General features: G+C 44.1%; 16 protein-coding genes. 4 read left to right on the plus strand and 12 right to left on the minus strand.

Annotated features, from left to right (window positions below; genetic code table 11):
- Nucleotides 1-535: class I SAM-dependent methyltransferase (locus A3763_RS06195; RefSeq protein WP_197482808.1), on the plus strand; the 535-nt coding region annotated here is incomplete at its 5' end.
- A gap of 61 nt (nucleotides 536-596) precedes the next feature.
- A complete protein-coding gene (locus A3763_RS06200) occupies nucleotides 597-1,508 on the plus strand; it encodes a lysophospholipid acyltransferase family protein (RefSeq protein ID WP_082865487.1) in 912 nt (303 codons plus the stop codon).
- 6 nt (nucleotides 1,509-1,514) lie between these two features.
- Here A3763_RS06200 and A3763_RS06205 read toward each other — a convergent pair whose 3' ends face one another.
- Nucleotides 1,515-2,417, minus strand: a complete 903-nt coding sequence (locus tag A3763_RS06205) for a LysR substrate-binding domain-containing protein (RefSeq protein ID WP_068514931.1) — start codon at nucleotides 2,415-2,417, stop codon at nucleotides 1,515-1,517.
- 121 nt (nucleotides 2,418-2,538) lie between these two features.
- Between A3763_RS06205 and A3763_RS06210 the strand changes: the two genes are divergently transcribed.
- Nucleotides 2,539-3,312, plus strand: coding sequence for a ferredoxin--NADP reductase (locus A3763_RS06210; RefSeq protein ID WP_068514934.1), 774 nt, complete (start codon nucleotides 2,539-2,541; stop codon nucleotides 3,310-3,312).
- A gap of 40 nt (nucleotides 3,313-3,352) precedes the next feature.
- Here the strand turns inward: A3763_RS06210 and A3763_RS06215 are convergent, their stop codons facing one another.
- From A3763_RS06215 to A3763_RS06260, 10 genes are all read right to left on the minus strand, one after another.
- Nucleotides 3,353-4,882, minus strand: a complete 1,530-nt coding sequence (locus A3763_RS06215) for a SpoVR family protein (protein ID WP_068514938.1) — start codon at nucleotides 4,880-4,882, stop codon at nucleotides 3,353-3,355.
- Entirely contained in the window at nucleotides 4,879-6,153 is a 1,275-nt protein-coding gene (locus A3763_RS06220; protein ID WP_304438939.1) for a YeaH/YhbH family protein, read from the minus strand. The genes A3763_RS06215 and A3763_RS06220 overlap by 4 nt, the downstream gene beginning before the upstream one ends.
- A gap of 113 nt (nucleotides 6,154-6,266) precedes the next feature.
- Nucleotides 6,267-8,189 (minus strand): PrkA family serine protein kinase, encoded by a 1,923-nt coding sequence (locus tag A3763_RS06225; protein ID WP_068514944.1) that lies wholly within the window; start codon nucleotides 8,187-8,189, stop codon nucleotides 6,267-6,269.
- A 351-nt stretch (nucleotides 8,190-8,540) separates the two neighbouring features.
- The gene (gene metF / locus A3763_RS06230; protein ID WP_068514947.1) at nucleotides 8,541-9,410 is read right to left on the minus strand and encodes a methylenetetrahydrofolate reductase [NAD(P)H]; all 870 of its coding nucleotides are present in this window, start codon (nucleotides 9,408-9,410) and stop codon (nucleotides 8,541-8,543) included.
- Between the two features lie 63 nt (nucleotides 9,411-9,473).
- On the minus strand, nucleotides 9,474-10,853 hold the full coding sequence (gene ahcY / locus A3763_RS06235) for an adenosylhomocysteinase (protein ID WP_068514950.1): 1,380 nt from the start codon (nucleotides 10,851-10,853) through the stop codon (nucleotides 9,474-9,476).
- Between the two features lie 102 nt (nucleotides 10,854-10,955).
- The gene (metK, locus tag A3763_RS06240) at nucleotides 10,956-12,167 is read right to left on the minus strand and encodes a methionine adenosyltransferase (RefSeq protein WP_068514953.1); all 1,212 of its coding nucleotides are present in this window, start codon (nucleotides 12,165-12,167) and stop codon (nucleotides 10,956-10,958) included.
- 18 nt (nucleotides 12,168-12,185) lie between these two features.
- Complete coding sequence (locus tag A3763_RS06245; protein WP_197469927.1) at nucleotides 12,186-13,214, minus strand: metalloregulator ArsR/SmtB family transcription factor; 1,029 nt, start codon at nucleotides 13,212-13,214, stop codon at nucleotides 12,186-12,188.
- A 144-nt stretch (nucleotides 13,215-13,358) separates the two neighbouring features.
- A complete protein-coding gene (locus A3763_RS06250; protein WP_068514955.1) occupies nucleotides 13,359-14,567 on the minus strand; it encodes a hybrid sensor histidine kinase/response regulator in 1,209 nt (402 codons plus the stop codon).
- A gap of 13 nt (nucleotides 14,568-14,580) precedes the next feature.
- Nucleotides 14,581-15,015: a hypothetical protein gene (locus A3763_RS06255; RefSeq protein ID WP_068514054.1), complete on the minus strand. Its 435-nt coding sequence runs from the start codon at nucleotides 15,013-15,015 to the stop codon at nucleotides 14,581-14,583.
- A 21-nt stretch (nucleotides 15,016-15,036) separates the two neighbouring features.
- Nucleotides 15,037-15,708: a PleD family two-component system response regulator gene (locus A3763_RS06260; protein ID WP_068514958.1), complete on the minus strand. Its 672-nt coding sequence runs from the start codon at nucleotides 15,706-15,708 to the stop codon at nucleotides 15,037-15,039.
- 198 nt (nucleotides 15,709-15,906) lie between these two features.
- On the opposite strand from A3763_RS06260, the gene A3763_RS06265 reads away from it, so the two are divergent.
- Complete coding sequence (locus A3763_RS06265) at nucleotides 15,907-17,373, plus strand: methyl-accepting chemotaxis protein (protein ID WP_068514961.1); 1,467 nt, start codon at nucleotides 15,907-15,909, stop codon at nucleotides 17,371-17,373.
- On the opposite strand, the gene queG is transcribed toward A3763_RS06265, so the two are convergent.
- Nucleotides 17,370-17,876 (minus strand): tRNA epoxyqueuosine(34) reductase QueG (gene queG / locus A3763_RS06270; protein ID WP_082880400.1); only part of this gene is annotated, 507 nt, incomplete at its 5' end. The two genes, A3763_RS06265 and queG, sit on opposite strands and share 4 nt — an antisense overlap.

Genomic DNA, 17,876 nt, shown 5'->3' on the forward strand with positions numbered 1-17,876 from the left:
AGGTGTTACGCCTAAGGTACTCGATGCAACAGCAGGGCTGGGTAGAGACGCATTTGTTTTAGCGTCATTGGGCTGTCAGGTGACCATGCTAGAGCGCTCACCACTTATTGCCGAGTTATTGCGCGCTGCTTTGGCAGAGGCGGGTCATGAAACTGCTCAGCGTTTTGAAGAAACGGAAGAGATAAAGTCGATCATTGAACGAATGTCCTTAGTGGAATCTGACGCGACGACTTGGATGAACTCTCAACCAGAGAAGCTTGCTGATGTCATTTACTTGGACCCAATGTATCCGCATCGAGAAAAGTCGTCTTTAGTCAAAAAGGAAATGCGGCTGTTTCAAACGCTTGTAGGAGAAGATCTGGATGATGAGGCTTTATTAGAGGCGGCATTGTCTAAGGCTCGTTATCGAGTGGTGGTAAAGCGGCCGCGCAAGGGCGATGCAATAAAAGGAATTAAGCCGTCCCTTCAGTTAGTGGGTAAGAGTTGTCGTTATGATGTATATACCTTGAAAAGAATTGAGGATTTGGCCGACTAAACCTTATACTTGTCCAAATCTTATTCCTTGTTCTGGCAAAGACAATAATAAAATAAGCGCTATGACTGAGAAAACACGCCCTCTGTGGCATCCAACATTATGGCCATCCTGGTTAATCGTTTTTATTCTATATTGCCTCGCTTGGCTGCCGATGAACAAAAAGCATCAGTATGCAGAAAGCCTTGGGCGTTTCGTTTATCGACGCATGAAAAACCGTGGCAAGGTGACCCGGCAGAATATAGAGCTGTGTTTCCCCGAGCTTAGCAGTGACAAGCAAAATGAGATAATTGAAGGCAGTTTTATTTCTACTGCTGAAGGCTTGATTGAGATGCTGCAACTTTGGTGGCGAGATGTTACTCCGTATCTTGATACGATGACGGTGATTGGTAAAGAGCACCTATTAGACGCGCAGAACCGCGGCACCGGTGTTTTGTTGATAGGAGGCCACTTCGGTGTTATCGATATGACCTTGCCCTTGGTTGGGACTCAGCTTAAGCGACCTGGCTATATGTATCGCCCAAATAACGACCCCGTAATAGACTGGATGATCGAAAGTGGGCGTAACCGTAACTTTGATATTCAAAGCTTCAGTAAGTATCAATTAAAAGAGATGCTCGAGTTTATCAAGGGGGGCGGTGAGGTTTGGTATGCTCCTGATCAGGATTTCGGTAAACGCTGTGACCTATTTGTTCCTTTCTTTGGTGTTAGTACGGGTTGTATCTCTACACCAAGTTGGATTGCGCGTGAAACGGGAGCGACTGTTTTGCATGTCGCACCGTTTAGGCTACCAAATGGTCAATATGAAGTCATTTTCTCACCCGTTTTTGAAGGTTTTGGTGAGGACCCGCAAAAGGATGCGCAGCTTTGGAATCAGGCGCTAGAGGCAGCAATTAAGCGTCATCCTGAACAATATCTATGGCAGCATAAGCGCTTCAAAACCCGTCCTGATGGAGAAGGGCCAGTTTATCAGTAGTTGCCGCTATGAATAGGTATTGTGGAGTTCTGCGTATTCAAAACAAAGCTCTAGCCAATTTCGTATGCCAGGGCTTAGGTATTTGTCCTTATGTGTGATGATATAAAATTTTCGTTTGAAATCTCTCTGTGGTGTTTTTAAGGCAATTAGCGATGAGCGTTTGAAAGCATCGTTTAAGGTAACTTTCGACAAACACCCAATCCCCATACCTGACTCTACTGCCCGTTTGATGGCTTCGGTATGTTGAAGTTCGAGTTCAATATTAAGTTCATGAAGCACTCCCTGCATTGCGTTATCGAATGCTTGCCGTGTTCCTGAACCTGCCTCTCTCAGAATCCATTTTGCTTTGCTTAGCTGTTGGTCACTAACGTATGAAAGCGTACTTAGCTCAGATTTCGGGTCGCAGAAGACCACTAACTCATCATCCATCCAAGGCCTAATGTTTAAGTCGGGGTGAGACACCTCGCCTTCGATTAGCCCCACATCGAGCTCAAAGTTTGCGACTTGCTCGGTAATTTTAGTTGTGTTGCCAACGCTTAGTGCTGCTTTAGCGGTCGGGAATTTACCTTTGAACTCTGAAAGAATGTGAATAGCCAGGTAGTTACCGATAGATAACGTGGCGCCAATATTTAGGTCCGCGCTAAGCTGGTTCTGCTGTAAGCTCAGCTCCAGGCTTTTTGCTTGGTCAATCAGTGTTTCTGCCTGCTTTCGAATTAATCTTCCGAAATCATTGAGTTGTAAGCGTTTACCAGCCCGATCAAATAGTTTTATATCAAACTGGCTTTCAAGATTCTTGAGTGACTCACTCGCAGCGGATTGAGACATATTTAGCGCTTCGGCAGCTAAAGTAATATTTTGAAAGTTAGCGGTCGCAATGAATACTTCAATTTGCTTGAGTGAATACTTCAATGATAAAGCCTTAGTTTAATAAATCGGAAAAACCGAATAAAGATATATAATAAACCTGTTTTACAGATATGTTAGTTGGGCGTATTGTTTCTGGCAAGTTAAATTCAATTGGAGAAATCGTATGTCTGGCTTTATGAAAGAAACTGTCACGAGTGTGAAGCATTGGAATGAAACATTGTTTAGCTTTACGACCAGTCGTGATCCGTCTTTTCGTTTTAAGAATGGCCACTTTATTATGATGGGGCTTGAACACGAAGGTAAGCCCTTGATGCGTGCCTACAGTATTGCCAGTGCAAATTATGAGGAAGAGCTGGAGTTCTTTAGTATTAAAGTACCTGATGGTCCGTTGACATCTAAGCTTCAGAAAATAGAAGTGGGGGACCAGATACTGTTGAGTAAAAAACCGACTGGCACCTTGATTGTTGATAACTTACTGCCTGGCAGAAACCTATATTTGATTAGTACCGGTACTGGCTTGGCGCCTTTTATGAGTATCATCAAGGATCCGGAAACCTATGAATTATATGATAAAGTAATTCTAACGCACGGTACGAGATTTGTTTCAGAGCTGGCCTATCAAGAGCAAATCAAAAAGGAGCTTCCGGAAAATGAGTTTTTTGGTGAGTTTATCAAAGACAAGCTTATTTATTACCCAACCGTGACACGTGATGAGTTTGAAACTCAAGGTCGAATTACCGATGCGCTGGAGAGTGGCAAGCTTGTTAAAGACTTAGGGCTACCAGAGTTAAACCTTGATGATGATCGTTTTATGATTTGTGGTAGCCCAAGTATGCTTAAAGATACTTGTCGTATACTTGATGATATGGGCTTTGTTGAAGCGCGTCAGGGGAATGCCGGGCATTACGTAATCGAAAGAGCTTTTGTCGAGAGTTAGCCCTAAATAATACTCACTAATTGACTTCGTCTTCAGGCGGCTACGTGATGGGAGGGCAGTGATATTCATCTACTGTCAGCCCTTCTTCAACACTAAATAAATGAACGTCAAACCCCCACAAACGATGTATGTGCTTGAGTACTTCGTCTGTACTTTTACCCAAGGGGACTCGGCTGTTTGGTGTGTGCCTAAGGGTCAGTGATCGATCTCCTCTTAAATCAACATTCCACACCTGAATATCTGGTTCGCGCATACTCAGGTTATATTGCTGAGAGAGCTTTTCTCTAACATATCGATAACCTTGCTCATCATGTATTCCAGTTACTTCATAATGACTCTGCTGGTCATCATCACGAATTGCGAAGAGTTTTAAGTCCCGAATTACCTTAGGTGAAAGGAACTGTAGGATAAAGCTTTCATCTTTAAAGTTTCGCATGGCAAAATCGAGTGTTTCCAGCCAGTCTGTGCCCGCGATATCTGGGAACCATTGTCGATCTTCATCCGTAGGTTGTTGGCAGATACGTTTGATATCCTGAAACATGGCAAAACCAAGCGTATAAGGGTTGATGCCGCTGTACCATTGGCTATCAAAGGGAGGTTGATAGACCACCGCTGTGTGTGATTTTAAGAACTCGATAATAAAGCCTTCATTCACCAAACCTTTGTCATACATCGTATTCATGATGGTGTAGTGCCAAAAGCTTGCCCAACCCTCATTCATTACCTGAGTTTGTCTTTGCGGGTAGAAATACTGGGCAATTTTTCTCACGATACGTAGTACTTCCCGTTGCCATGGGGCAAGCATGGGGGCATTCTTCTCAAAGAAATAAAGCAGATTCTCCTGCGGTTCTTCAGGGTAGCGTTGATCTTTCTCGGCTTCTTCTTTGTCGCCGCTGACAGGAATGGTTCTCCACAGCTCATTAACTTGCTGCTGCAGATGGAACTCGCGCTCTTCTTGTCGTTTCAATTCTTCTTCAGCTGATATAGGAGCAGGGCGCTTATAACGGTCAACACCGTAATTCATTACTGCGTGGCAGGAGTCTAGAAAGGTTTCTACGGTATCGACGCCATAACGGCCTTCACACTTTGCAATATAGTTTTTGGCGAACAGAAGGTAGTCTATTATTGCGCTGGCATCGGTCCAGGTGCGGAACAGGTAGTTGCCTTTGAAAAAAGAGTTATGACCATATGATGCATGCGCGATGACTAAGGCCTGCATCATCAAGGTATTCTCTTCCATCAAGTAAGCGATACATGGGTTAGAGTTAATAACGATCTCATAGGCGAGCCCCATTTGGCCGCGCTTATAACCTTTTTCGTTTTGTAGGAACTGTTTCCCGTAAGACCAGTGATAATAGCCTAGAGGCATACCGACCGAGGAATAGGCATCGAGCATTTGCTCAGAGCTAATCACTTCAATTTGGTTAGGGTAGGTGTCTAGCTTATATTCTTTTGCTATGTCTGAAATGGCATCATCAAAGCGTTCTAGCTGTTCAAATGACCATTCCGAGCCAGTCGCAATATAACTCTTTTTACGCTCTTCATTTTGTTTGTTGTCTTTATCTGTCATGCCGGCTTCCTCTGAAATAATTCGTGGAAGACAGGGTAGATGTCACTCTCGTCTTTAATGTTTTGCATGGCGAAAGAGTCCTCAAACTCCTTAGCCAGTTTTTCATATTCATGCCACAGCATTTGATGATCTAGCTTAGTAATCTCAATGTAAGCAAAATATTGCACGAGAGGTAGAATATCGTCTTTCAAGAGCCTCGAGCACTTGGGTGAGTCATCGCTCCAGTTGTCACCATCGGAGGCTTGTGCGCAGTATATATTCCAGTCTGACGCAGGGTAACGCTTGTGGATGATTTCTCTAGTTAACTCCAATGCGCTAGAAACGATGGTCCCGCCTGTTTCCCGTGAATAGAAGAACTCCTCCTCGTCCACTTCCTTAGCGCTGGTATGGTGGCGAATAAAAACAACCTCAATTTTTTGATAATTTCGTTTTAGAAACATATAGAGCAAAATATAAAAACGTTTGGCGATGTCTTTATGCATGTGAGTCATGGAGCCCGAAACATCCATTAAGCAAAACATAACGGCGCTGGTGCTTGGGACGGGTTGCTTTATATGTTGGTTAAAGCGTAAGTCGAACTCATCAATCCAGGGGATGTTTTTGATTCGTTTTTTAAGCTTTGTGAGTTCTTCTTTTATCTCTTTGATTCGAGCATGTTGAATATCGTCTTCAGGGTCTAGCTTTTTAAGCTGCTCCTCTAATTCTTTTATTTTTTCTCGTGACTTGCCTGTGAGGGCTAGCCTTCTTCCATAGGCCTTTCTGAGAGAACGTACGATATTAATTTTTGAGGGATTGCCGGTATTGGTAAAACCTGCTCTTAGGTATTTATATGAGGTGGTATCCTTCAGCTGTTTTTTGACCAGGTTGGGTAGCTCCAGGTCTTCAAACATAAAGTCGAGAAACTCTTCCTGAGATATCTGAAAGACGAACTCGTCCATGCCTTCACCAGAGTCGCTCGCTTCTCCTTCACCCGCACCGCCTCCGCCGGCTCCACCAGGTGGTCTGGGGAGTTGGTCTCCGGTATTGAATTCTTTATTCCCGGGGTTAACTGCCTCGCGCACGCCACCTTGTCCGGAATTAAAAACCGGCTCGTCGAGGTCTTTGCTCGGGATGCTGATTTTTTCGCCGCGCTCCATATCGGTAATGCTGCGTTTTCCAACTGCATCGGAAACCGCTTTTTTGATATGTTCGCGATAACGGCGAAGAAAGCGCTCACGATTCACTGCGCTTTTATTCTTGCCATTAAGTCGGCGATCAATGATGTGACTGATACCCATAATACATCCTGGTTTCGGCGTGGCTCGGGGTGACCATGGCTATGGTTTAATGGTGCACCTTCTGGCTAAATCTATTGTATGGAAGAAGGGTTTAAACCCTTCTTCTGCTACTGTGATTTACGGACGCGTAAGTACCATTCCGCGAGTAAGCGAACCTGTTTCTTGGTATAACCGCGTTCAACCATACGCTCTACAAATTGCTCGTGTTTGTCTTTATCCTCATTTGAACTTTTTGCATTAAATGAAATGACAGGAAGTAAGTCTTCGGTATTTGAAAACATCTTCTTCTCGATGACAGATCGAAGTTTTTCATAACTCTGCCAGGAGGGGTTCTGCCCATTGTTGTTGGCACGTGCACGCAACATGAAATTAACAATTTCGTTACGGAAGTCTTTAGGGTTGCTGATGCCTGCTGGCTTTTCGATTTTCTCTAACTCTTCGTTGATAGCGGCCCGGTCAAATATCTCACCGGTTTCCGGGTCTCGATATTCCTGGTCCTGTATCCAAAAATCGGCGTAGGTAACATAACGATCAAATATATTCTGGCCATACTCTGAATAGGATTCTAGGTAGGCGGTCTGGATTTCCTTGCCAATAAACTCAACGTAATTGGGAGCAAGAAACTCCTTAATAAAACGCAAATAACTGTCAGCCGCTTCCTGTGGAAATTGCTCCTGTTCAATCTGCTTCTCTAATACATAAAGTAGATGTACAGGGTTTGCCGCAACTTCAGAAGTATCAAAGTTAAATACCTTGGATAGTATCTTGAAGGCAAAGCGGGTGGATAAACCATCCATGCCTTCGTTTACCCCGGCATTGTCCTTATATTCCTGAATCGATTTGGCTTTGGGGTCTGTGTCCTTAATGTTCTGGCCGTCATAAACTTTCATCTTCGAAAATATGCTGGAGTTTTCAGGTTCCCTTAACCTGGAAAGAACGGAGAACTCCGCAAGCATAGTCAGCGTATCAGGGGCACAAGGTGCTTGATTTAAGGAGCTATTCTTAAGTAGCTTATCGTATATTTTTATCTCTTCAGTTACCTTGAGGCAATAGGGAACTTTAACGATTGATATACGGTCCAGAAAGGCCTCGTTATTCTTATTGTTTCTAAAAGACTGCCATTCAGACTCGTTTGAGTGGGCAAGGATTACGCCTTCAAACGGAATGGCGCTCATACCCTCTGTCGAATTGTAATTACCTTCCTGGGTTGCAGTAAGTAGTGGGTGCAATACTTTAATGGGGGCTTTAAACATCTCTACAAACTCAAGAATACCTTGGTTAGCAAGACATAGACCGCCGCTGAAACTGTAGGCATCTGGGTCATCTTGCGAGTACTCTTCGAGCATTCGGATATTCACTTTACCGACTAATGAAGAGATATCCTGATTGTTTTCATCTCCGGGCTCGGTCTTAGCGACGGCTATCTGATCCAGAATTGAAGGCCAGATTTTTACTACCCTAAATTTGCTGATATCGCCGCCGAATTCGTGGAGCCGCTTAACCGCCCATGGAGACATAATGCTTCCCAAATAGCGATTTGCGATACCGTACTCTTTTTCGAGGATATCTGCATCTTCATCTGGGTCGAATAAGGATAGGGGGCTTTCATTTACGGGTGAGCCCTTGATGGCATAGAAGGGGGCTTTCTGCATCAGAGCTTTTAACTTTTCTGCTAATGATGACTTACCGCCCCCCACAGGACCTAATAGATAAAGTATTTGTTTCTTCTCTTCCAAACCCTGGGCTGCATGCTTGAAAAAAGAGACAATTTGCTCGACACATTCCTCCATGCCATAGAAATCTTTAAACTCGGGGTAATGCTTAATGACTTTGTTGGAGAAAATTCGGCTGAGACGAGGATCTTTGGAGGTATCGATGAGCTCAGGTTCACCAATCGCAATAAGCATGCGCTCGGCAGCGGTTGCGTAAGCGCTCGGATCGTTCTTACAGATTTCCAGGTATTCTTCCAGACTAAACTCTTCCTGCTGAGTCAGTTCGTATCTAGACTGGTAATGACTAAAAATACTCATAAGGCCCCCTAAAGGAAATATTTACCGCTCGAGCGGTATTACTTTACATATGTTCAGTATCCTGCTGCGTGTCTCTACATTACGATTAGTGAGTGCTAGGGAGATAACAAAACTGATCGCCGAAGTCATAGTCACAAGGTCGCAATATTTTTTAACTGGTTAATATTTGTTCTATGAGTCTAGACCAAATGGCTAAAGTTTTCTTTACTTGGAAGAAAATTTAAATGAATTGTCACAAAACATGACAATATAGAACTTAAGAAAGGGAGCAGCTAGCCGGTCAGGATAAACGATATATTTTTATGCCTGACCACCAGCAGAAGGGCTTAACGAAAATAAGATGAAAGCAGTTTAAAAGCGAATTTTTTCCTCGTCACTTAGGCCAAGATTGTCCCAAACTTTTAAGTTTGGTTCGGCTTGATTAAGTGTATAAAAATGTAGACCCGGAGCGCCAGCTTTTAACAACTGCTCACACATTTGACTTACCACTTCTTCACCAAACTTCTGAATGCTAACAGTATCATCGCCATAAGCTTCGAGCTGTTTTTTGATCCAGCGTGGAATTTCAGCACCGCACATGTCGCTAAAGCGAACCAAGCTGCTGTAGTTCGTGATAGGCATGATCCCAGGAACAATAGGAATATTGATGCCCATTTTTTCGCAGCGGTCTATAAAGTAGAAGTAGGAGTCTGCATTATAGAAATACTGTGTGATGGCACTGTTTGCCCCAGCGTCAACTTTCTTCTTAAAGTTAAGAAGGTCAGCTTCTGCAGAGGGTGCTTGTGGGTGAAACTCGGGGTAGGCCGCGACTTCAATGTTGAAGTGATCTCCGCTGTGCTTGCGGATAAACTCAACCAGCTCATTCGCATACTTTAACTCGCCGGCTGAACCCATTCCAGACGGTAGATCACCGCGCAAGGCAACGATTCTATTTACACCGTGCTCAATGTAATGATCAAGCAAAGAGGCGATGTTTTCAGTTGTAGAGCCAACGCATGAAAGGTGTGGGGCGGTTGATATGCCTTGGTCCTGTAGCTTTAACACTGTATCGATGGTGCGCTCTTGAGTAGAGCCCCCGGCACCATAGGTAACAGAAAAGAAATCGGGTTTGCGTCGAGCTAATTCATCTCTAACGACCTGCAACTTTTCCATACCAGCTTCAGTCTTTGGAGGAAAAAACTCAAAACTGAAGCGATGTTTAAATTGCTTTTGGCTGTGCATGATAATGTCTCTATTAAATTTGGATAGATGGAGGCGTGTATTGCGCTACGCCTCCACAGAGTATTAGTATTTGTATGATTCTGGCTTATATGGCCCATCAACATCCACGTTGATGTAGTCAGCTTGGTTCGTGGTCAATTGCGTGATGACACCACCAAAACCTTCAACCATGTCTTTAGCAACTTCTTCATCAAGTTTCTTTGGAAGTACTTTAACGTAGATGCTTTCCTTCTTCTCTGCTTCCATCAAGTTAGCGAATTTACGTTCATAAAGATAGATTTGGGCCAGTACCTGATTAGCGAATGAGCCATCCATAATTCGGCTAGGGTGACCCGTGGCATTACCCAGGTTAACCAAGCGACCTTCAGAAAGAAGAATCAAGTGATCATCAGCTCCCTTGTCACGATAAACCTTGTGAACCTGTGGCTTAATCTCGTCCCATTCCCAATTTTCACGCATATAAGCCGTGTCAATTTCATTATCGAAGTGGCCGATGTTACAAACAATAGCGCCATTCTTAAGTGTCTTAAGCATACTTGCATCACAGACATTGACGTTACCTGTCGTGGTAACAATCAGGTCGGTTGTTTCCATTAGTAGCTTGTTAATACCTTCTACAGAACCCGTGTTCACACCATCTAAATATGGTGAAACAACTTCAAAGCCATCCATGCAGGCTTGCATTGCACAGATTGGGTCGACTTCAGTAACTTTTACGATCATACCTTCCTGGCGCAATGAGGCAGCAGAGCCTTTGCCTACGTCGCCGTAGCCAATTACTAGTGCTTTTTTACCAGAGAGTAAGTGATCTGTACCACGTTTAATGGCATCATTTAATGAGTGGCGGCAGCCGTACTTATTATCGTTTTTGGATTTAGTTACAGCATCGTTAACGTTAATCGCTGGAACTTTTAGCTCACCTTTCGTCATCATTTCTAACAATCGGTGTACGCCTGTTGTTGTTTCTTCAGAAATACCGTGAATATCATTAAGCAGTGCAGGGTACTTGTTATGCACCATCTCAGTCAGGTCACCACCATCGTCAAGAATCATATTGGCATCCCAAACTTTGCTACCATCTTTTTCAGATAGTATGGTTTGCTCGATGCACCAAAGGAACTCTTCTTCTGTTTCACCTTTCCAGGCAAATACTGGAATACCCGCTGCTGCAATTGCCGCTGCTGCATGATCCTGAGTAGAGAAAATGTTACATGATGACCAGCGAACGTCAGCACCAAGGTCGACCAAAGTTTCGATTAGAACTGCTGTCTGGATTGTCATGTGGATACAACCCATGATTTTTGCACCAGCCAATGGTTGTGCTTCTTTATATTTTCTACGTAAAGCCATCAGTGCAGGCATTTCGCCTTCAGCGATTTGAATTTCTTTACGGCCCCAATCGGCTAGATTGATGTCGGCAACTTTATAATCTGTGAAGCTCATAATTATGTCCTGTCTTGTGGGCCGGATTGCTTTCCGGCCAACGTAATATTGAGTGCAGGCTGAAGTAGGTTCAGTCTGTCGTATTAGTAAAAATTACTGTCTTTAAACCTTTGCAGCTGCTTTCAAGGCATCGATCTTGTCAGTTTTTTCCCAGGTGAAAGCGGTGAAGGTCTTAGTTTTCTCTTCGCCGTTTTCCTTGTAACTATAGGTATGCTCAAAAGGTTCGCGTCCGAAATGTCCATAGGCAGCAGTAATTTGGTACATCGGATAAAGCAATTCTAGTTGATTCTGGATTGCATAAGGTCGAAGATCGAAAACTTCACGGATTATTTTCGCGAGCTCGATATCTGAAACTTTACCAGTTCCAAAAGTATTAACAGAAATAGAAGTTGGTTCAGCAACGCCGATAGCATAAGAAACCTGGATTTCACAACGATCAGCTAAACCCGCAGCAACGACGTTCTTGGCAACATAGCGGCCCATGTAAGCAGCAGAGCGGTCAACTTTTGAAGGGTCTTTTCCAGAGAATGCGCCGCCACCATGTCGTGCCATACCGCCGTAGGTATCAACGATAATCTTACGGCCTGTTAAGCCAGCATCACCGACTGGCCCACCAATTACAAAGTTGCCGGTTGGGTTGATGTGATACAAAGTATTGTCACTTAGCCACTCAGCAGGTAGAACAGGTTTGATAATGTTTTCTAATACTGCTTCACGCAAGTCTTCTAAAGAGATGCTAGGGTCGTGTTGCGTGGACAAAACCACAGCATCCACTTTTGGTGTTTCACCTTCGTAGTTGATGGTCACCTGAGACTTAGCATCTGGACGCAACCAGGGTAGTGTACCGTTCTGGCGAAGCTCAGATTGACGTTGTACCAATAGGTGTGCGTAATAAACGGGAGCGGGCATTAAGCTTGGTGTTTCATTTGTTGCGTAGCCGAACATTAGGCCTTGATCACCAGCACCCTGGTCTTCAGGTTTAGAGCGGTCAACTCCCATGTTGATATCGACTGACTGTTTACCTATGCCATTAAGTACCGCACACGTAGCGCCATCAAAGCCAACATCAGAGCTGTTATAGCCGATGCCAGTAATCACGTCTCGAACAATGTCTTCTAGGTCTACATAGCAGGAAGTAGTCACTTCTCCGGCAACAACGGCCATGCCGGTTTTAACTAGCGTTTCGACGGCAACACGGGCAAGTGGGTCGCGGGCAATGATAGCATCGAGTACTGCATCAGAGATCTGATCTGCAACCTTATCCGGGTGGCCTTCTGATACAGATTCAGAAGTAAATATACTGTATTCGCTCATAGTCGTTTCCTGCACAAATTAGTTAATACTGCTATTGATAGGTTTTATGAATTTTCGTAATTGAATTTGAAAGCCATTACGGAGGCCGATAAATGCATTTTTTTCTTCAATAAAGCCAGCACGTTCTGCCCAGCTAAGTAATTCTTGGGCTTCAAAGCCAAGCCAAAGGTCTCCACAGCTTTCACGAGCCCATTCCTGATTGTGGTGGGCTAAATCACAAATAACCAATGAACTGCCAGGCTTTAAAATTGCATAGACATCAATAAATATTTGAGCAGGGGCGGGAACATGATGTAAAACCATATTCATGACAGCTGCGTCTACTTGCGGCCTTTCGTTTTTGTTGCACAAGTTTTTATAGCTATGGGTATCGCCTAATTCAAAGGTAATGTTGTTCAAACCTTCACTTAGCGCAAAAGCACGCGCTTTATTTAGCATATCTTGAGAGTTATCGATGGCAATAACGGATTTATATGTCTCGCTAAGCGGGCGTAGAAAATGACCTTCTCCTGGCCCAAATTCAATAATGGTTTGTTCTGCTAGATTGGCGCGCTGCTCTTGCAGAAGAAGCTCAAAGCTTGCTTGCGCATATAAGCTATGTTTCGCAATAAGCTCTTGTTGTTCATGAAAGCGGTCTGCATTGCGCGAAAAAAATGCTTGCGATTGAACTGCACGTTGTTCCTGAATACATTTGATTTTGTCTTGTAGGCTTTGATCAAGCGGGCACTGGTCAACTAAGGAAAATAATTGTTCAGTAGTAGACTTTACTCGCTGTGAATCGAATGAGACTGGACGACGATAAAAGACGGCATTACCTTCGCGCTGTGCTTCTACAAGACTTGATTGGCTGAGTACCTTTAAATGGTGACTCATGCCAGACTGTTTGGTGTTAAAAAGTTGAGTCAGCTCGAGTACGCCAAAGGTCTCAAACTGCAGTACCTGAAGGATCTGAAGGCGAAGAGGGTCACCGCAAGCTTTGAGAGCCTGGCTAAGGAGGTGGATGTCGCCGCAATTAATCGGTTCTACTTTCGAGGTGCTTATCATCATAGTTTTGAAGTATATCAATATATATTGATATAGCAAACACAATATCAATATATATTGATATTGTGTTTGGTCTAAGTGAGCTGAGGGGTTTTCAATCCAGATACTCGATTTACAGAGTGTTGTTAAAAGTGCCGAGGTGGCTGCCTAGAACAATAGGTCATCAATTTCTTGCTCTTCGTTTACTGGTTCTGCTTCAAGAATTAGCTCTCCAGCAGGTAGGTCTAAAGTAAACTTAGCGCCCTCGCCGGGAGTTGATTCAACCTCAATGCTACCTCCGATCTGTTGCGAGAGCAGGTTGACGTAATATAAGCCCAGGCCGACACCATAATGTTCTCGATTGTGTTCGTTATTTAATTGCCCGACTTCGGTAAAGACCCGCTTATGGTCTCGCGGGTCTATTCCGATGCCTGTATCTGATACTTCAAAGATAATGCGTTGTCCGCTAGTGGGGTTGAAGTCAGTGTTAAGGCGAATGTTGACGCTACCGCTTTGAGTGAATTTGATGGCATTATCAACAAGGTGCTGCAGCATTGAATAAATTTTCTTTTCATCGCTTAGCATTGTTAGGCCATCAGGGTAATCAATTGAGAAGTCCAAGCCTTTTTCAAGCGCTGCTTGCCTGAAGTTGGTTTCGAGCTTTAAGGCGAGAGAGCTGATATCGAAGTTTTTTGATATCATTCCCTGAGCGCCCAGAGAGGCGCTGGAGATATCGATCAGGGTTGTAATAATTGCGTTGATCTGGTTAGTGCTTTCAAATATTCGGCTAAGGGCATCGATACCAGATTTACCCAAAGGAGTCTCTTCGTCTTTTTTCTTCAGGGCTTTTGAAAAGCCAAGTATTCCATTGAGAGGGGTTCTGAGTTCATGGCTCAAGGTTGTTAAAAAACGGCGTCGAGACTCTTCTGCTTTGCCCAGATTTTCTTCCGTTGCGATTGATTGGGCAAAGCGATTAGCGGTATCGCATAGCATTTTGTAGTGCTTGATTTTACTTAGTAATTCTTTATGGCTAACAGGAGGGTGTATAATTTCGTTGCCGCCTGCTCGATAGTATTTTTCCTTGTCTTCGATGCTGGCCTTGTCAGAGATCAATATTGTAGTGAACGCAGAATCCTTTGCTTGCAGCTTGAAAGAGATGACTAGCTGGATGCAACGAACCATATCATTGGGTTGGTCAAGTATTAAAAACGTTGTAGGAACTTTCAGGAATCTGCTTTTCAGCTCATCTTCATTACTAATTTGCTCGACCTGGTAGCCGCTCGAGATTAGAGCGTCAACGAGAGCTGCGTTATTGTGCTTTCTTTCGCCGTACCAAATGATAGAGGTGAACGTATTGAATGACTTGGGTAAGTTCATGCACTGGACTCTGTTATGTGTTCTTTGCTAGTACTTCATACAGACCTTCCAGTACCAGGCCTAACTCATTCTCGAGGTTCTTAGCGCTATCTTTCATACCTTCAAGTTTGTCACTTGCTTGATAGGCTAGTGCCATTAGTTGTTCTTCCTGATCTTCGTCCAGGCCTAAGGAAAATAGTTTGGCTTCCAGTTCAGTAATCATATCAAGCATAACTTGTCGAACAGTGACATCATGTTCAGCAAGTTTATTGGTTAGCTGTTTGACCTGTTTTTCGGTCATACCTATAGCGCGGCCTAGTACATCTTTACGCTGGTCGGTCATTGATATTTGAGATTGAAGTGTGAGCAGTCGGCCATCGCAGATGCTTGATAAAACTGCGAGGTGATCTTTGAAACGACCGTAGCGGCTTTCATCGTCAACTGGCATATCATTTATAAGTACACCCATGGAGTCGCTGCAAACCATCGTTCAGACGCCAATGCTGATAATTCGCTCTTTAGAGTTTCTGAATTTGCTTAGTACGCGAGCTTCCATAGAGTCTTGCGAGCAATTAATAAAAACACTAGGGGTGCCATAGATGACAGCGGATGCGCTCAAGCCGAAGCCTGATGCAACTTCACATAGTTTTTGTCCAATGCCTTCCAGTGTTGTGATTTCCTGAGAGGTTTTCACGAATTCGATTATTTGGCCAAGCTCGCTACTTGATGTCATGGCTTCCATGGCAACTTTCATGGCGTTGCTGGCATCTTCCTTCGCTTTGTTTGTTTCGGCTTGGTGATCTATAAAGTAATTGACTCGTTCAAGCACTCGCTCCGGGTCAATTGGTTTGGTGATGTATTCGTTGCCGCCTGCTTCAAAGCCCGCAAGATGTTCTTCGACATTATCCATGGCAGAGACGAAAACAATGGGAACAACGCTGCTTTCTTTGTGCTTTCTAAGCTCGGTACAAACTTCGTAGCCAGTCATTCCGGGCATGTTTACGTCTAGCAAAATGATATCAGGTACTTCCTGGCTTACCTGATCCAGGCATTCTTGGCCGGAGCTGCATTCCACGATGTTAAAGTCATCTTCGAGAATCATTTTTAAAAGCACACGGTTTGACTCGACATCATCGACAACCATGATCGTTTTATCTGACATGCACTTTTTCCTGCTAAAAGTAATTTTACCTTTACTGAAGGTAGCACAAATCTCAGTGTTTGCAGATACTAAGTGAACTAAGTTTGCAAAGTGAAAAATGGGCTATAATGTGAATTAGAACTTGCTTGAACCGGCCACCTTTCTTGAAGGTAGGGTAACGGTTGGGTCTAAATTATTAGTATCACTAAGGAACATACATTGAATATTATTCAGCAAGGCTTCAATGCTTGTCTGCCTTCGATGGTTGAGAGTGACCGCGACTTTATTCATTTCAAGATCATGGCTTTTATGTGTTGTTTGATCTTTGTGATCGGCTTATACAGTCTAATTAAGTGGTCTTCTGTTGGTTACGACGCACTTGCCGCCTGGGCATGGTTGCTGGTCATTGGTGAGCCTCTATTGCTAATTGCGAACAAGATGGATCGCTTTCCTAGAATGCTGATAGCAAATACACAGGTATTCCTGGCATCTACGTATTGTGCTTGCCTGGTTTATTATCTTGGCGGTCTGCAGTCAGCTCATTTTTACTGGCCTGTTGTATTGATCGGTTTAGCGTTTACGGTGTGTGACCGAAAGTGGGGTGCCTTTTGGAGTGCGGTAATGTTTGCCGAAGTAGTTGTGTTTATCGTGTTGGAGCGCGGTGGGTACGAGCTTCCTGTGTTTGAGTTGAGTGATAAGCAAGATAAAATTAATACTTACTCTGGTTTTTTATTGCCAGTTCTGGCCCAGGCTTTTAGTCTTGCGTATATGTTTAAGCTTAGAAATGAGGCGCTTGAGTTTGCTGCCGAGTCAACCAAAGAGTCATGCTATCAAGCGGAGAAGGCTAAAGCATTAACTGACCAGTTACAGACCATTTTAGAGCAAGCGAGCCATTCGGCTAAAGCTTTGCTTGATACTTCTTCTCGTTTATCTTCTACGACAAAGATTATGAATGATGATAGTCAATCTATTAGCGAGAGGGTTGATATCCAATTAGAGTCCTCGCATGAAATGAATAATACGCTTCAAGATATGGCTAACTCGGTTAAACAGACCGCTACAGCAATGGAGGTGGTTCGCCTTAAGTCTGAGCAAGTGCAGAAAAATACGATTTCTAGTAGTGAGTCGATGCGAGAGACTATCGACTGCATGGAAAAAATAAAGGACGGTAATAATGATATTCTGGAATTTATGGGCGTGATTACCGCTATCGCAGAGCAAACAAACTTGCTGGCGCTAAATGCTGCAATCGAAGCCGCTCGCGCTGGTGATCAGGGGCGTGGATTTGCGGTTGTGGCGGATGAGGTCAGGACGCTCTCGCACAAAAGTAACGAGTCGGCAGAAAAAATACGCCTGCTTCTGGCTGTTGCGGAAGAGAGTATCGACCAGGGCTGTATGGTTGTGAACGAAACGGGTAATCGCCTGGAGGCCGTCACCTCCGAAGTCGAAGATATTGCCCGAGAGATAAATGTTTCAGCCGATGCGATGGGTATGCAAAGTCAAGGTATTGAGGGTGTTGTGAGCAATAGTCAGTATCTAGATGAGGCTTGCCAGGAAAACGCAGACTTTTCTGCAAAGCTGGCGTCAAACGCCCAGTCGTTGCTTGATATAGCTGAACACCTGGGGTCACTGTCTTATACAATGAGTGATACTGTTAGTCAGGCATCAAATATGAAGCGTAGCTAAGTCTCTTCTTGATTGTTTGGTTTGGTTTGCTGCGCTAATGCCCAGTCGATATGTTCTGCGACCAAGGGGGAGGCAGTTTCTCTACTTCGTTTTAAGGCTGCAACGATAACTAATGACTGTGGCGCATTTCCAAGTGCGACGGCTATATTTCTTAACCAGGATTCGTAGCCCGCTCTGCGAATGGGTGATCCTGCGGTATTCGTTAGGAAGGTTTCTTCATTCCAAGAGAATAACTCTAGCAGAGTGATATCATCTAGCTTGTTTCGGGGGCTAAAGTCTGTCTCTTGGCTGGGTTTTCTGAACTTGTTCCAAGGGCAGACGAGTTGGCAATCATCGCAACCAAAGATTCTGTTCCCCATAGGCTTTCTTAGCTCTAGCGGAATCCTACCTTTTAACTCAATTGTTAGATAAGAAATGCAGCGCTTAGCATCTAGTAAGTACGGTCCTTCAAATGCTTTTGTCGGGCAGGCAGTGAGGCAGGCCTTACAGCTACCACAGTGTTC

The organism is Oleiphilus sp. HI0128, from assembly GCF_001635365.1.

What these genes read in the sequence shown, in the direction of transcription:
- A3763_RS06210 (WP_068514934.1), top strand. Translation starts at nt 2,539, where the DNA reads ATGTCTGGCTTTATGAAAGAAACTGTCACGAGTGTGAAGCATTGGAAT.
- A3763_RS06245 (WP_197469927.1), bottom strand. Translation starts at nt 13,214, where the DNA reads ATGATGATAAGCACCTCGAAAGTAGAACCGATTAATTGCGGCGACATC.
- A3763_RS06260 (WP_068514958.1), bottom strand. Translation starts at nt 15,708, where the DNA reads ATGTCAGATAAAACGATCATGGTTGTCGATGATGTCGAGTCAAACCGT.
- metF (WP_068514947.1), bottom strand. Translation starts at nt 9,410, where the DNA reads ATGCACAGCCAAAAGCAATTTAAACATCGCTTCAGTTTTGAGTTTTTT.
- A3763_RS06250 (WP_068514955.1), bottom strand. Translation starts at nt 14,567, where the DNA reads ATGAACTTACCCAAGTCATTCAATACGTTCACCTCTATCATTTGGTAC.
- A3763_RS06200 (WP_082865487.1), top strand. Translation starts at nt 597, where the DNA reads ATGACTGAGAAAACACGCCCTCTGTGGCATCCAACATTATGGCCATCC.
- A3763_RS06215 (WP_068514938.1), bottom strand. Translation starts at nt 4,882, where the DNA reads ATGACAGATAAAGACAACAAACAAAATGAAGAGCGTAAAAAGAGTTAT.
- ahcY (WP_068514950.1), bottom strand. Translation starts at nt 10,853, where the DNA reads ATGAGCTTCACAGATTATAAAGTTGCCGACATCAATCTAGCCGATTGG.
- A3763_RS06255 (WP_068514054.1), bottom strand. Translation starts at nt 15,015, where the DNA reads ATGGGTGTACTTATAAATGATATGCCAGTTGACGATGAAAGCCGCTAC.
- metK (WP_068514953.1), bottom strand. Translation starts at nt 12,167, where the DNA reads ATGAGCGAATACAGTATATTTACTTCTGAATCTGTATCAGAAGGCCAC.
- A3763_RS06225 (WP_068514944.1), bottom strand. Translation starts at nt 8,189, where the DNA reads ATGAGTATTTTTAGTCATTACCAGTCTAGATACGAACTGACTCAGCAG.